Source organism: Paracoccus tibetensis (assembly GCF_900102505.1).
In the GTDB taxonomy this organism is placed as follows: domain Bacteria; phylum Pseudomonadota; class Alphaproteobacteria; order Rhodobacterales; family Rhodobacteraceae; genus Paracoccus; species Paracoccus tibetensis.
Genome location: NZ_FMVT01000010.1, coordinates 22,642 through 36,571, shown reverse-complemented (window position 1 = coordinate 36,571; position 13,930 = coordinate 22,642). Strand labels below are relative to the sequence as shown.

14 protein-coding genes are annotated in these 13,930 nt (G+C 60.9%); 7 read left to right on the top strand and 7 right to left on the bottom strand.

What is annotated here, in order from left to right; genetic code table 11:
• Nucleotides 1–51: 51 nt before the first annotated feature.
• The 6 genes from BLP73_RS14155 (at nt 52) to BLP73_RS14130 (ending at nt 6,270) form a co-directional block, all read left to right on the top strand.
• Nucleotides 52–1,311 carry a tyrosine-type recombinase/integrase gene (locus tag BLP73_RS14155; RefSeq protein ID WP_175453370.1) on the top strand — a complete coding sequence of 420 codons (1,260 nt, stop codon included), beginning with the start codon at nt 52–54 and terminating at the stop codon, nt 1,309–1,311.
• A 387-nt stretch (nt 1,312–1,698) separates the two neighbouring features.
• On the top strand, nt 1,699–1,965 hold the full coding sequence (locus BLP73_RS14150; RefSeq protein ID WP_217630695.1) for a helix-turn-helix domain-containing protein: 267 nt from the start codon (nt 1,699–1,701) through the stop codon (nt 1,963–1,965).
• Between the two features lie 98 nt (nt 1,966–2,063).
• Nucleotides 2,064–2,531 carry a hypothetical protein gene (locus tag BLP73_RS14145; RefSeq protein WP_090745956.1) on the top strand — a complete coding sequence of 156 codons (468 nt, stop codon included), beginning with the start codon at nt 2,064–2,066 and terminating at the stop codon, nt 2,529–2,531.
• Nucleotides 2,528–4,837, top strand: a complete 2,310-nt coding sequence (locus BLP73_RS14140) for a DUF3987 domain-containing protein (RefSeq protein ID WP_090745953.1) — start codon at nt 2,528–2,530, stop codon at nt 4,835–4,837. The genes BLP73_RS14145 and BLP73_RS14140 overlap by 4 nt, the downstream gene beginning before the upstream one ends.
• 423 nt (nt 4,838–5,260) lie before the next feature.
• On the top strand, nt 5,261–5,887 hold the full coding sequence (locus BLP73_RS14135) for a hypothetical protein (RefSeq protein ID WP_139165976.1): 627 nt from the start codon (nt 5,261–5,263) through the stop codon (nt 5,885–5,887).
• A complete protein-coding gene (locus BLP73_RS14130) occupies nt 5,884–6,270 on the top strand; it encodes a hypothetical protein (protein ID WP_090745947.1) in 387 nt (128 codons plus the stop codon). Before BLP73_RS14135 ends, BLP73_RS14130 begins: the two co-directional genes overlap by 4 nt.
• Nucleotides 6,271–6,326: 56 nt before the next feature.
• Here BLP73_RS14130 and BLP73_RS14125 read toward each other — a convergent pair whose 3' ends face one another.
• The 6 genes from BLP73_RS14125 to BLP73_RS14105 all read right to left on the bottom strand — a co-directional run bounded on the left by BLP73_RS14125 (nt 6,327) and on the right by BLP73_RS14105 (nt 11,811).
• Complete coding sequence (locus BLP73_RS14125) at nt 6,327–6,731, bottom strand: hypothetical protein (RefSeq protein WP_090745945.1); 405 nt, start codon at nt 6,729–6,731, stop codon at nt 6,327–6,329.
• Nucleotides 6,732–6,746: 15 nt separating this feature from the next.
• The gene (locus BLP73_RS14120) at nt 6,747–7,355 is read right to left on the bottom strand and encodes a recombinase family protein (protein ID WP_090745944.1); all 609 of its coding nucleotides are present in this window, start codon (nt 7,353–7,355) and stop codon (nt 6,747–6,749) included.
• Nucleotides 7,356–8,429: 1,074 nt separating this feature from the next.
• Nucleotides 8,430–8,876, bottom strand: coding sequence for a hypothetical protein (locus tag BLP73_RS19085; RefSeq protein WP_139165973.1), 447 nt, complete (start codon nt 8,874–8,876; stop codon nt 8,430–8,432).
• 22 nt (nt 8,877–8,898) lie between these two features.
• Nucleotides 8,899–9,780, bottom strand: coding sequence for a hypothetical protein (locus tag BLP73_RS19080; protein ID WP_139165972.1), 882 nt, complete (start codon nt 9,778–9,780; stop codon nt 8,899–8,901).
• Nucleotides 9,781–10,389: 609 nt separating this feature from the next.
• Nucleotides 10,390–10,944, bottom strand: a complete 555-nt coding sequence (locus BLP73_RS19075) for a hypothetical protein (protein WP_139165971.1) — start codon at nt 10,942–10,944, stop codon at nt 10,390–10,392.
• 522 nt (nt 10,945–11,466) lie between these two features.
• Entirely contained in the window at nt 11,467–11,811 is a 345-nt protein-coding gene (locus BLP73_RS14105) for a hypothetical protein (protein WP_139165970.1), read from the bottom strand.
• Between the two features lie 176 nt (nt 11,812–11,987).
• On the opposite strand from BLP73_RS14105, the gene BLP73_RS14100 reads away from it, so the two are divergent.
• The gene (locus BLP73_RS14100; RefSeq protein ID WP_090745935.1) at nt 11,988–12,746 is read left to right on the top strand and encodes a hypothetical protein; all 759 of its coding nucleotides are present in this window, start codon (nt 11,988–11,990) and stop codon (nt 12,744–12,746) included.
• Nucleotides 12,747–12,959: 213 nt separating this feature from the next.
• On the opposite strand, the gene BLP73_RS14090 is transcribed toward BLP73_RS14100, so the two are convergent.
• A complete protein-coding gene (locus BLP73_RS14090) occupies nt 12,960–13,769 on the bottom strand; it encodes a hypothetical protein (RefSeq protein ID WP_139165969.1) in 810 nt (269 codons plus the stop codon).
• Nucleotides 13,770–13,930 lie beyond the last annotated feature (161 nt).

Genomic DNA, 13,930 nt, shown 5'->3' with positions numbered 1-13,930 from the left:
CCCCGCCGTTTCTACGTCAGGCGCTTACAGATTGCTTACATGGCGGGCCGGATGACCGAGAAAAGACTGAAGTTGACGAAGACGAGCGTCGCCGCTCTTGCCGGCGAGCCCGGGAAGCAGTGCTTGATCTGGGATAGCGAGATCCGGGGCTTCGGGCTGCGCATCGCGCCTGGCGGCGCTAAGGCCTATGTGATGCAGCGCCGTGTCGGCAGGCAGACCCGCCGCGTGACGATCGGCCGGGCCGACGACATCTCGGCCGAGGCAGCACGGAAGAAGGCGACGATCCTGGCGGCCGAGTTCGCGAGCGGTGTTGATCCGGTGGAAGCCAAGCAGGCCGCGGTCAGAAGCGCCCTCACGCTGCGGCAAGCGATGGAGGCCTACGTGAGCGCCCCGAAGAAGAAGGGCATCGGCAAGGGGGCGGAGAAGAAAGCCCGCACCCAGCGCGACATCCGCGTGGTGTTCCAGAGGAAGTTCGACGACTGGCTAGACAAGCCGCTGACAGAGATCACCGAAGCGATGGTGAAGGAACGGCACGCAGGCCTCGCCAAGGCCTCGCCCGCGCAGGCCAACCTAGCCTTCCGCTACCTACGCGCTGCGATGAACAACGTAATGGCCGACGTCGACGAGGGGCAGGCGCCGATCATCAAGGCAAACCCGGTGACGCGCCTCAACAGGACAAACCAGTGGGCCGACGTGCGGCCGGCAAAGGGCCGCATCCCCGACAAGGAAATCCCGGCGTGGGTCGAGGCAGTGAAGACAGGGCTGGACGATCTGGCGCTGGGCTCAGAGATGCGCGACGCGCTACTGTTCATGCTGCTGACAGGCGCCCGGATCGGCGAACTGCTTGGATCGAAGGCCGACGGCTACCCGCCGTTGCGCTGGGCCTCTGTAGACCTGCGGCGTGAGAAGGTGACGTTTCCGGATACCAAGAACCGGCTCGACCATGAACTGCCGCTGCCTGCGCAGCTGGTGGCCCTCCTGAAGCAACGGAAAGAGCGGGCTGGTCCGCAGTTCGTCTTCAGCGACGACAAGGGCCGGCTGCCCGCGGACCTGCGCCCGGCGTTCCGGCGGCTGGCGACCCTGACGGGCATCAGTATCACGGCGCACGACTTGCGCCGCACTTTCGCCAGCACAGCGAGCAAGCTGGACATCTCGACGTTCAAGGTGAAGGCGCTGACGAACCACATCAGCGGCAACGACGTGACGGCCGATTATGTCGAAGTAGAGTTCGAAGACCTGCGAGAGGCGATGCAGAAGATCGCGGACCACATGCTGCGGATCCCTCCCGAGCCAGAGGCCATCGACGATTAGAAAAAGTGACCGCACCTTATCTCTCGAGGCCCAGCATCCCTTATGCCAGAAAAATCTAACAGACGCGCCACTTCATAATCTGACATACAACAATGTTGATTAAGGCAGCGGCGACAAAGCTTTAGGTGCGGCTACCTGACACGCTAGTCGCACCAAGTTGTATGTCATAGTAAAATCAGAGACTTAAGGGGCTGCGAGGATTGACAATGCGCTAGTTTGCGTCCATTATCGGTCCTAAGGTTTCCCGAGAAACCGACGTCGCCACGGACGGATGAACAGGATTTACAGGATACAACGGAGTTAACTGCTCGACCTGAAAGGGCGAGCGGCCGCGGCACTCAACGATTAACGCGAGGCAAACATGCGCCTCTCGCTGGAGTAATGCCGATGGCTAAAGCGCAGCTATATTCAACGGGCACTGAATTCGAACAGCCGGCAGCGGCGACACGATCGATAACCCAAGAGACCGTTCCAGTCGCGCGGTTGATCAACCAAGAGATCGCTGCCGGCCTTCTTGGCGTCTCGCCTAAATGGCTCGAGCGCGATCGCTGGGCAGAACGGCGCATCCCATATGTCAAGATCGGCCGTCTGGTTCGTTACCGGGCCAGCGATATTGCGGCATATATCGACGCAAACACCCAGGGCGCCGCATAAAGAAAACCGCCACTCCGGGAAAGGAGCGGCGGCGGTATATCAGTGCTGCTCTGATAATATGACGCCTATCGCTCTTGCCCGCAAGGCTTGAGGGAAGAATGACGTACGAGAACAAACCGCAGAGCCGCCAAACGCGGAAGGCTCATGACACGCGCGCGGCGAAACGCCTCATCGCTGAGATGACGGTGATGGGCTTGGATGGCGAGCGACGGCCATTGCGCAGCCCAACGGCAGCGAAGGTGATCGAAAGAGGCACGCGACAACTGTTCCTGCGCGGCGGCGAACCTTTCGCAATGCAGATTTCGCATAAGGAGGCAGCCGCCTTCTTCACGGAGGACGTCGACCAGGAAAGCCGGTTCGCCATCGCTTTCGCGATCGACGGGAACTGCCGGCCATATTGCACCCTACCGGTCGAAGCGTTTCGTGCCGCTGATCATGACGGGCCCGCGCCATCCGCTCGTGCCTTGGTAGAAAAGGCCGAGCAGTTGGCGTTCCGGTCCCTATTCAACGAGGCGATGGGGCTCTGGCCGCACATGCTCGCCCGCGACCCGGGGGCGGATGCATGACCGGGTCGGAACAGAACGAACAGCTGGCAGGCGCGCTGGACGCTGCCAAGCGCGGCTGGCATGTCTTCCCGGCCCCGCCGGGCCAGAAGAAGAGTCACAAGAGCGCTGCCTTTAGCGGCGGGCGCCTCTGGGGCGCGACAAAGGACGTCGAAGAGATCGCTGACGATTGGTCCCGTTGGCCGGCGGCGAATGTCGGCCTGCCGACCGGCAGGATCAACGGCTTCTTCGTCGTCGACCTCGACACCGCGGACGGGCATGGCGTCGACGGCCTGGGCGGCTTCGCTCTCATGGCCGACGCCTTCGGCCTGCCCGACACGGTGACGGCGGGAACGCCTTCTGGCGGACGGCATCTGTATTTCCAATGCCCCGACGACGTGCGGATCTACAACAGCCAAGGCGCGGTTCTTCCCGGCGTCGACGTGCGCGGCGAGGGCGGGATGGTCCTTGCCCCTCCAAGCGTGAAACCGGGCGTCTCGGCCCCGTACAGGTGGATCAACGCCCCCGGCGAGTATCTGATCGCAGAGTGCCCTGCTTGGCTGCTGAAGGCCTGTCTGGAGGCCTCTGCGAAGGCGCTGCGGCCTGCGCCCCGAAGTGTCACCGCGGCACCCGCGGTCTTCGGGCAGCGATCGCCCGCCGGCAAGACAGCCGAAGATTACGAACAGCTTATCGAGCAACTGGCGGAAGACGGCGCCAAGCACGCGGCGGTTCGCGACGTCGCCGCCAGCATGGCGGCGCAAGGATGCACGCCGCAGTTCGTCGAAGGCTTCATCCGGCATCACTGCCCGGTTTGGGATGACAACGTCGAAAACAGCATCCGCAGCGCGTTCGAGAAGTTCGCGGAAGATGAGGTGGCGCAGCACTTTGCCGGCGATCCTGTGGACCTGTGGGGACGGTTCGACCCGCCGGCGCTGCCGTCAGGATTGCTGCCCGAGATCTTAGAGACGTTCGCCCGGACGCAGGGCGAGCAGATGGGCGCGGATCCTGCGGGGCTGGCAGTTGCGGCTCTTGTGACCTGTGCCGCAGCCATTCCCGATCGGATCAAGGCCAAGGTGAAGCAGCATGACGACCAGTGGTTCGAGGCGCCGCGGATCTGGGCCGCGCTGGTCGGCAGCCCCTCGACGAAGAAGTCGCCGATACTGGGGGCGGCAACCGAACCATTGCGGCGGATCGATACGCAGCTATTTCGCGACTGGCAGGGCAGGATGACACTCTGGGCCGCGCTGACGAAGGAAGAGCAGCGCAAGACGCCGAAGCCGGTGCCGACGCGCCTGCGGATCGAAGACGCCACTGTAGAGGCCACCCAAGCGGCGCTCGAGCATTCGCCAGACGGCGCGATGATGCTACAGGACGAGTTGACCGGCTTCTTCGGGATGATGGACAAGTACAGCGGCGGGAAAGGCGCTGCCGCGGATCGCGCATTCTGGCTGCGGTCCTTCAACGGTGGCGAGTATGCACTGGACCGGGTCGGCCGGGGCTCCGCGCTGATAGAGAACCTTTCCATCTGCCTGCTTGGCGGCATCCAGCCCGAGCCGATCCGCAAGATCGCAGCGGACACGCAAGACGACGGCCTTCTGCAGCGTCTCTTTCCGATCGTCCTGGCCCCTGCAACGCAAGGCAGGGACGCACCCGCCCCGCCTGTGGCCGGGCGCTATGGCGACCTGGTGCGCGCGCTGCGCAACCCGGCGCCGATCGCCGGCGGCGGCCTGTTCCTGCAGTTCGGCGATGAGGCGCAGTCGATCCGGCGGAAGCTGGAAGCGGCGCATCTGCGGATGCAGTCGACGGAGACGATCAGCCGGAAGCTGGCGTCGCATATCGGCAAGTATGACGGCCTGTTCGTCCGCCTCTGCATCATCTGGCACTGCGTCGAACATGCAGGTGCCCAGATGCTGCCTCAGCGCATCAGCGCGGCCACTGCAGAGCGCGTGGGGGCCTTCCTGCATGACTTTCTGCTGCGGCACGCCTTCGCCTTCTACGCCGGCGTCCTGGGGCTGTCAGAGGATCATGACCGGCTGGCGGCAATCGCTGGGCACATCCTGGCGCGGAAGCTGGACAAGATCACGAACCGCGATGTTCAGCGAGGCGACCGGACAATGCGGTCCCTGCGCGATCAGGACATCCAGCCCCTGCTTCAGCAGCTGGCGGCGATGGGTTGGCTCGAGAAGGTCGACGGGCCCCGGCCGTCGTCGGCGCCTCACTGGTTGGTCAACCCGGCGGTGCATGGGCGCTTTGCGGCACGGGCGCAGGCCGAACGAGAACGGCGCGAGGAAGCGCGCCAGGTGCTGGCAGGATTGGCGGGTGGAGCATGAGAACAGCAATCAGACATACAAGCGGGGCTCAGACGGCCGCCGCTGGGTGGTTGATAGAGTTGTATGTCGGACCTGTGGGGCGCCGTTCGCGGAACGTCCCGGCCAAGTTTCTAGCGCCTGGTGAAGCGTTCTGGGGCTTGTTTTGTCCGCAATGTCCCTTGCGCGCATGTAACGAAGATAAGAATTCCTCTCTTTCTTCTATAGCGACAGTTTTCGCCTCACCCGCGCAAGGGACATCACGGACGAAAGTCGGCAGGCTCGCTCGCAGCGTTTTCTGTGGCCAAAGGCAAGGGAACGCTCTTGCAGATATAGAGCGCGGACGGCCGGAACGCACGCTGCGGCGCCCGGACCTAAAGCGATGCGGACTTAAACCCTACGCGCGCAGTCTTCCGATCAGGCTGAGCGGGACGCGGGGGCAAAAGCATGGCCGGTAAAAGGACAGCACCCCCCGCATTCATCGCGGCCGGCACCGAGGCCCTGCGCAAGGTAAATGCCCGGCGGCACCTGATGCCGAAGTGCCGGGCCAAGTCGAAGACGACAGGGCAGCAGTGCGGGCAGATGCCGATGGCGAACGGCGTTTGCTACTACCACGGCGGCCGGACGCCCAAGGGCAAGGACTGGCACAAGCCCAGATGGCCGAAGAAGACGGCGCCGGATGCCGAGCGCAAGATGGTCGCGCGCCTCCGTAACCTGGAGCGTGGGGAAAAGCAGCGCCAGAAGCGGCTGGCAAAGATGTCGCCGGAAGAGCGCGCCGCCTTCGACAAGTGGCACCGCGACCGGCCGACGGGCACCCCCGCGCAGCGCGCAGCCAAGAAGCGCGCCAGGCAGCAGAACGACGACGCGCGCGCCCTCTTCGCGCAGTCGCAGGAACCGCGCCCAGTAAGCGCCGAGGTTGCCGCCCTTCAGGCGCAGATCGAGGAACTGGAGGCTCTGCGCGCGGCGCTGGGCGCTGCGGCAACTGCCCCGATGGACGCACCGAGTAGGGCCGGCCCCGATCGGCACGGACCTGAAGATGATCTGAACCCTGAACTGTGGAGCATATTCGGATGAACAGGCGAGACCCCCTGACCAGCAAGCGCGCGCTCATGGCGCGTATCCAGACAGAAGGCATAGAAGCCGCCTTCGAAGCACTGATGGACGTCTGCAAGGACAAGAAGGCGCCAGCGCCAGCACGCGCCACGGCCGGCACATCGATCTTTCGCGCCGGCGGCTTGATGAGCAACAAGCCGGAAGTCTTGGACAAGCCGCCAGAGGAAATGTCAGCGGCGGAAATCGTGGCACGGATCAACGAACTGGAGGCAAAGCGGAACGGCCTTCTGGCGGGCATCTACAGCGACGTCTCCGACGATGATCAGGACGACGACGACAACGACGAGCGTCGCGGCGAAGGAGAAGGCGACGATGATCAGACGCCGAACGATCTATTCGGCTAACGCGCAGACAAGGCGCAGCGGGGCGAGATGACGCCCCGCTGCAGCCGCTCAGAGGTTTACGCGTCAGAACGGGAACGGTCCGCGAGATATGCTCTGACAGCGTCGCCCAGTGCCCCAATGTCGCCACCGAAGTCTTTGTCGCTGAACGACACCCATCTCTCCGGTGCGGAGTCATCCTCAGTCGCAGACGCTTCCCCGCCTTCTTGATCGATTGTCCAGCCATGGTCGACGAGGCAGGCTTCGTACCGCTTCTGCACCGCCGATGTTTGGCAGTACAGGGCGGACGCTGTAATTTCATCCCGCGCGACCGAAAGCAGGTACTCATCGTTTGCCGCTTTGGCGTTCGCCAGCAGGCTGAAGTTCCGCATTAGCGTTTCCGTGTCTCGTTGGCGCTGGGACAGGCTGTTCCAGCGATCGGACGCTGATGTAGCGGCTTCGGAGGCGGTGGTTTCGGTGAACATGGCTTCTCTCCTTGGTCACTGTGCTGAAGAATTGACCGGTGCTGGCGCTGCCGCACCCTTGCCTGCGTCTTCGCTGCCATTCAGGATGCGATAGACGCTGGCGCGGCCGATACCGAGGCGCTTGGCAATCTCAGTTCCCCCGACGCCTTCACGATGCAGCCGCAGAACGTCGTCTGCCTTCGCCTGTGCCGTCGGCGCGCGCCCCTTGTATCTGCCGGCGGCCTTGGCCTTGGCAATGCCTTCGCGCTGGCGTTCGAGCATGATTTCCCGCTCGAACTCTGCGACGCCGCCTAGGATGGTCAGCATCAGCTTGCCCGTCGGGGTCGACGTGTCGATCCCCATTGCCATAATGCGCAGGGATACGCCTTTGGCCTCCAGCTGCGCCAGCAGTTCGACCAGGTGGGCCACGGAACGCGCCAGGCGGTCCAGCTTCGTCACGATCAGGGTATCCCCGGACCGCGCGAAGGAAAGCGCCTCTACAAGCCGCTCACGCTTCGCCACGTCAACGGAGGACACTTCCTCTTCAAAGATCCTTTCGCAGCCGGCGGCGGAAAGATCGCGCTTCTGCGCCTCAAGTCCGGCCTTCTGGTCCAGGGTGGATGTGCGGGCATATCCGATCAGCATGACGCGGGCTCCATCTGTCTCACTGCTTCTAAGACTTTATAGGCCGAACTGTCTCAGTGCGTCAACGCCTTTCTTGTGAGACAGTTTGAACATGCTTCTGAGGCGTCCCGCTAGGCCTTGCCCTGTAAGACAGGTTCTTGAGAATCTAAGGCGGGTGGCCGTAGCTTGAAAGAAGTGGGGCCGCTGCGTTCTCATAAGTGAGCTAAAGTACGGTCTTGCAATAGAGCAAGTGAAAGAAGGCTTGATGACTTACACGTTGGAAGATCTGGAACGCGCCGAAGCCGATCTCGCTTCTTTACAGGAGCGAGACAGCATGGACACGTCTGGGAACCCGGACAAGTACCATACTCGAATCAATTCGGCTCGATCTGAAGTGCGCGAAATAGAGCGGGCACTGAAGGCGGCCGGCTTGATCCCTCACACGGAGCAAGAACTACTAGAGCAACGACTAGACGCTGCGTTTCCTAAGGCAGCAAGCAGAGAGGAAGTTGAGTTCGAAGGCGATAGTTATTGCCTCCGGTTCAGGCCGCTGAGCAAAAGCCGTTCCGGGAAGACCGTGACAGCATGGCATCGATACTGGCAGAAGCTAGACAGTTGATCGGGGTCGGGCGGCGGCTCGGGGTGGCCCCCTGGTGGGCACCCCGAGTTTCTCCCCAAGACACGCGTGTCATGCCCGCTGAAAAGTGTCGGTCGCTGGAACTTTGAGTCGCCCGTCATGCAAATTCGACTCGCTCGGCCATCGGGAGAAGTGGCGGCGGCTGTTCGAGTGGTCCCATACACTTACTCCTGACGGGGCACCGCGTCAGAAGAACCGCTCCATTCGAAGCCACTGATCGACTTGGAAGCCGGTCTCGGCCTCCCCAGTAGGACCGCATGCGTCTTCGCCGGCCATGGCGCTGATCTTGATGAAGCTGGAAGGGGCGAATTGATCGCCGAAGCCCTTTATGCGCCTCATCAGTCAGTGCCCCATGGGACACTCAAGGCAAAGCACTTGAACGTCTAGTCATGTGACTTTCTGCCGGATTGGCAGCGCGCAGTTCTAGGTTCACGTCCTGACAAAAAGCCAGGTGCATCTCACTTCCAGCATTCACTTCCATAATGACAGTACATTTGCCCGGCTAGCATACCGTCTGCAACAAAGAATACCTCTCCAGCCTCATTATAAGAAAACTGGCCACCCCAGACATTGAGTTCGAAGTTTGTCGGATCACCGCCTTGTCGCTTCTCCGCTTTGGCATCACGTGTACCACGGATAAGCCCTGATGCCGACCATTGACTATTCCCTTCAGAACTCATCGTGTAACATGTGCCGCCCTGAATGTCGCCAATATCACGATAAAAATGGATGCTGAATATTGCGCCCGGGACATCTCCATATTCAAGATTTAGGTACTTCGCCCACGTATGAGCCGGGTTTTGCAGAGGACAGTTCGGCGAGCCAGGGTAGAAATAAGCGGCAGAACTACCTACAAACAAGAAAGACAGGGTCCAACCGAACAGTAGCTTTAACGCGAGCTTCATCGATCCCTCCTCTATGACATTCCTAGTCCCGATGATGCATCTCCACAGGTGGCGCGGGCGCTCTATCGAAGCGTACGGGAGGATGCGCAGCCCGTGATAACGGCCTTGGCGTGATATTCATCCCCCGCGCTGTACCAGTCTGTGTAGGCGGCAGATAAATTTGTGAGTCCGCATCCAATAGGCCTGATGAGGAAAGTGCAGGTCCGGAGGGTAATGGTGATCCTCTCCGGTCACGGGCGATATTTTCTATGGCCTGTTGATGGGAGCTTCTATGTGCCGCTCGCAGCTGCTCTAGTTTCTCACCAATCCGTTTTGCCTCTGCTCGTTTTTTATCTCTTTCATCTCGTAGTGCCAGCCCCTCGCTTCGAATCCTATGATAAAATCGTGGCGTCAGCGGTCCACCTGTGATGGTGAACCCATTACTCCCAGGATAGGCTGAAACGTAGATCCCCACTATCTTTGTTTCGCTATTCAAACTATAGATCGTAGGCTGTTCCCCCGGTGCGCCATCAAGCGCGAAGGATTCTCGAATTGCATCCACAGTAGTTTTGCCGTAGGTCAGATACTGAAAGTCCTTTACCTCTGTAATTGCGCCTTGCCCGTTCATGGTAGCCTGGACATAGAAGACGTGCACTTCGCCAAATTTTGGCCTTGCACCGATTTCTTTCAAATATGATTCCAATCGATCTTTGATTTGGTTTTGGCGGAGGTAATCACTAATCATGCTTGCGTTTAAGAAGACCGCTTCTACTCGATCTGCGACCGCCCCCGCACGCCCTTTGGCACGCGCAGAATAATCTAAATTCAATGTCGGTCGAGGGTGCTCGCTCTGTGTATATGACGGCTCTGGCGACGTAGACAAAGCGGCGAACAAACCAAAGACGAAGCATCGCCAAGTAGACATCGGCGCCTCCTTGCGTCAAATCGTTCTGTCATTCTACTAGGATCCTCTGATTCTGACAAAGATTATCAACCTGCCGTGTCGGTCGGAATTTCTGCACCGTAAGATTTTTTTGCAGGCATGATCCTCGAGGTGAACGGACTGCTAGCTAAGCTCGGCAAGACCGCAAGCCCCGATGAAGCCGCGCACGGGCGCAAGCGGACTGATCAACGCAGAGCTGGCGGTGCCCAGAATGCGCGGCGGGCTACAAATTCTCCCTGCGCGGTGGTGTGCGGCGTGGCAAGCCCAGCAGGTGGCGGCAAAGCAGAGGAGGGCAAAGGCATGACCTGGCGCCAGCAGGCGGCAGCCAACATCGCTAAGCCCACGAGGGCGTTGCCTTGGATAAGACTAGACCGCTCCATTTCAAGCGCAATGACTCTTCGTCGCTGTGCGGCCTTCCAAGACAGGCGCGTCGCTATCGCCGCAGCGCCAGCAGCGACGAAGGACCCTCCAGCAGCAAGCTAACCCGCGGCAGTCGAAACTTGAGTGCCCTGAGGCGCGGCGTTCGCCACAGCTGCATTGCGGTCCAGTACTCGTTCAGCCAATCCTTCATCGCGTACTCTAGGAGATCCTTCAGATCGAAGGGGGAAACTTTGAAAAAACGGAGGGATTGCGCATCAGAGCGGCCATATGGACCTCATGAATTACCCACCGATGCTCGCGAACTTCGTCACGAAATGCGTCGATTTCCGTACAGGTGAGAAAGTATCTGGCGTCGCGCAGTCCTGGCATCCCTGCCTCATTGAGCGCGGGCATCAAGAAAACACCTTCTGCCGCAACTTCGTCGTCTACCACCGAGTTGATTTCCTGGACGTATCCATGTGCGATCTGGTTCCGCTTCGAAGCCAGTTTATCCAAATGTCTCAAGGCATCCTTGACGAATATGGTTTCCTCCGAACTAAGAACCTCCGGGTATCGTTCGAGTGCCTCGCGAAGCATCTTCACGCGTATGCTGCGCGGCGCCGTAAGGAAAGCCTGTCGCGCAACCGGCTCTTTCACACAGAGGAGATTAAATAGTCCCATCTGAATGTCCTCGCTGTGTTCCCAATAGGAGAGCGCGAGCCCAACGGACAGGTAAGTTTCATTTGGCGTAAAGCTGCTGATCTTTGCATTTGCCGCGATCTTCAATGTCCATCCCTCCGCCCGACACCACTTCGTAATTTTTCACGTTCTACCAACCTAGAGATTCTGGTCCTTCACCAGCCCGCGGACATGCTCCTCGAGATAGTCCGGCATCGAGCGCCCCTCCCTGCACGGTCGTGCGAGCCGGCAGAGATCTGGCGGATCGCTGCTTGTTTGTGGTGACGGTATAAAAATCGCACGTGGTGGGCTCCTGGGGCCGGGCTTGGCGCAGCCTGCCGCCGCTGGCGCAGGGCCGTCAAGCGCGCCGGCTGCCCTCGATTGGCCACCCGTGTGGCTGGTGAGCCCATAGATGGCTGGAGAGTTGGCGAACTTTTTCAAGCGCCACTTCCAGCGTAGCAACCGTGCCACTGCGCGCAGGCATCGTGATGACGGTCCACATCCACTGAGGGCACCCTTGGCGACTCGTCTGCTGGGCGTCCAGCATTACTCGCCCCACCATCAGCCCATCGCGCAGCACCACCCAGTCGTCGGCGTCAGGCTCGAATGTCGGCTTGCGCGCCCACCGGCTCATATCCGCACCGGGAGCCTGCGGCGCGGGATCCGCGCCCCCTCCTGAAAGGTCAGCGTGTCGCTGGGCGAGAACCTGCTAAGTGCCCACCATGCGGCCGTCATTGACGCGAAGGAGCCGGCCGCGACCGAGTAGCGTTCGCCGCCTCGTTCTTCGCACCAGATGATGAAGAGCGGGCGGTTAAGCGGAAAAACAGGCTCGTGCATCCTGAAGCGGGTCATGGTGATTCCTTTCTTGGCCACCATGAACAAAGCAAGAACTACGTGACAAGAGACGGTGGTAGCCGCCGATACCCGCGACGCTGCGCTGGTCGACATGTCGTCATTCCGGTACAGCGCCGTCACGCCGTAAATCAAGACCCGCGGGAACTGTTCATGGCCGCGCGCATCGACCAGTTCGACGACCTTCCCGAGGCCGCGCCTCGCTTGATGCGGCCGGCACCAGCCGGGCGCAGCTAGACCGCGTCGAAGCCTCCGAGAAGGTGCAGGAATGCCGCTACGCGCCCGGTTCCGCGTCGTCGGTGGGCCGCGTCACCCGGCACGGCGACACGGGCGTAGCGGACGCCATGCACGGGCTGTGGAAGTCGGCCCGGCCGCGCGAGGCCGTGCGCGAGGTGCTGGAGACTGCTCGGCGCACGCCGCACAACCTGAAGAACGCCCGCGCGGCCTTCTTCGAGGATCTGGCGCGCACGACCACCAACACAGCGCACGACGCCGCCGGCAACATCGTCTGGAACGGTCGGATGCTCGACGGCTTCCTGAAGAACCCCAAGGTGGGCGCGGTCATGGACGAGTTGTGGAAGGGGAACGAAGGACACCTGCAGGACTTGCGGAAGATCGGCGAGGCGCTGATCGACAGCGAAAGCGCCTTGCGGGCAAGTCCGGCGGCATCGTCTGGCACGGCTTCCATCAGCCTTCAGGGCAAGGTGCACCCGGCGCTGACGGCCACGTCCATTTCCTCGACCCTGCGGTCCGTTCAGCGCGGCCAGATGTCAAAGCCGATCGCCGGCGTGCATCTGCTGGCTGGTTGGGTGCGCGGCCGCTCGGCACGCGTCCATGCTGCTGCGATCAACGAACTGATGACGAAGGCGATGGACGATCCGAAGCTGGCGGTCGAACTGCTGCGCAAGCGCAATCCCTATGACGCCGAGGTCATGGGCCGGCGCTTCCTGCGGAAGTGGGGGCTGCGCGTGCCGCAGCTGGCGAAGATCGTGAACGAGGAACTGGGCGGCTACAGCGAGCAGGACCAGGCGATTGACGAGTTTGTCGGCGGCGACTAGGCGACAAAACCATCAAGAGCCACTTGGTGCCTAGAGGGCGCGCCTTACACGCCTTCTTTTTGCGGCTCGCGCTTTCCGAAGGCATCTAGCTTCTTCAAGACGTCTCGCGACAAAGTCGGCTGCTCATCTTTCCGCGGCTCAAACGTCAACGACCCGGACGCCTGCTGCGGGCGCTGGTACGGGAAGTCCACCTTCTCCGAAGTGGGGATGTGCTTAGCATACATGATCTGGCTGGCTCCTGTTAAGTTCCGGAGGATAGAAGTGCTTCCTCTTTATCCATTTGAAACCTTCCCATCTGGTTACCGTCGCGATGTCCGTAGCGCCTCCTACGATGTTTGCCCCTGAGGCGAAGGAGAAGTAGCCCTTGGTGACATCTACTAGGTACTCCGCAAGACGAATTGCGTCGATCGTCGGCATTGGGTTGTGCGCGAACCCTGTCAGCAACCCGTTGCGTGCAACATTCCATACCTCTTCGGCTACAGAGGGATCAGCGCCGGCGTCGACTAGAACTGATTTGATCGCGGGGTCCACACCTAGCAGCAGACGAGCTATCGCAGAGGTCTGCCCGCCCCAGTTAATCCCTCCTGCATCGTTACCTGATTGCAACTGCTCCGCAGCCTGCAGTGTTCCAGCGACGATGCTGATCTTCCAGACTTCCCCGTGAGCAGCATCTGACCCATAGCCAGAGATAAAGAAGTCAAAGCCGTGCCCGCGCTCTGATAAAATTGCGCTGTACTTGTCATCAAAGAAGCTATGGGCCGCCTGCACAACGTCGGCAATCTGGTAGTTTTCCTCATCAAGACCGTTCATTAGATCCCGGCGAAATTCTTTAGCCAAGTTGCTGATCGAGCGCCCCGCGATGTGCCCCATGCCGCAAGTCATCGCGGCTATCGGGAGACGGCGGTGCAGATTGAATACCTTATCAGCGTTGTTGAAGACATTCTGCACAGCACCTTGGGCGTCGACCAAGGTGGAAGCGCTGTCGGCCGCAAACACGATGCAGTCATGCACTTTGATGGACACGCAGACGGTCAAATAGCGCTCCCCGAATCACCCGCAGAAAGCATCGCACACCCCTGACTCTGTCTCCAAGGCGTTTGTGCGCCTAAGCTTACGGTGTGCGAACAGCCCCAAAACTTCGCTGTGTGAATGCACAAGAACAGGCCGCAGCATGGGCGGCGAAA

Coding starts and splice junctions, on each gene's coding strand:
- BLP73_RS14155 (WP_175453370.1), top strand. CDS start 52: ATGACCGAGAAAAGACTGAAGTTGACGAAGACGAGCGTCGCCGCTCTT.
- BLP73_RS14150 (WP_217630695.1), top strand. CDS start 1,699: ATGGCTAAAGCGCAGCTATATTCAACGGGCACTGAATTCGAACAGCCG.
- BLP73_RS14145 (WP_090745956.1), top strand. CDS start 2,064: ATGACGTACGAGAACAAACCGCAGAGCCGCCAAACGCGGAAGGCTCAT.
- BLP73_RS14140 (WP_090745953.1), top strand. CDS start 2,528: ATGACCGGGTCGGAACAGAACGAACAGCTGGCAGGCGCGCTGGACGCT.
- BLP73_RS14135 (WP_139165976.1), top strand. CDS start 5,261: ATGGCCGGTAAAAGGACAGCACCCCCCGCATTCATCGCGGCCGGCACC.
- BLP73_RS14130 (WP_090745947.1), top strand. CDS start 5,884: ATGAACAGGCGAGACCCCCTGACCAGCAAGCGCGCGCTCATGGCGCGT.
- BLP73_RS14125 (WP_090745945.1), bottom strand. CDS start 6,731: ATGTTCACCGAAACCACCGCCTCCGAAGCCGCTACATCAGCGTCCGAT.
- BLP73_RS14120 (WP_090745944.1), bottom strand. CDS start 7,355: ATGCTGATCGGATATGCCCGCACATCCACCCTGGACCAGAAGGCCGGA.
- BLP73_RS19085 (WP_139165973.1), bottom strand. CDS start 8,876: ATGAAGCTCGCGTTAAAGCTACTGTTCGGTTGGACCCTGTCTTTCTTG.
- BLP73_RS19080 (WP_139165972.1), bottom strand. CDS start 9,780: ATGTCTACTTGGCGATGCTTCGTCTTTGGTTTGTTCGCCGCTTTGTCT.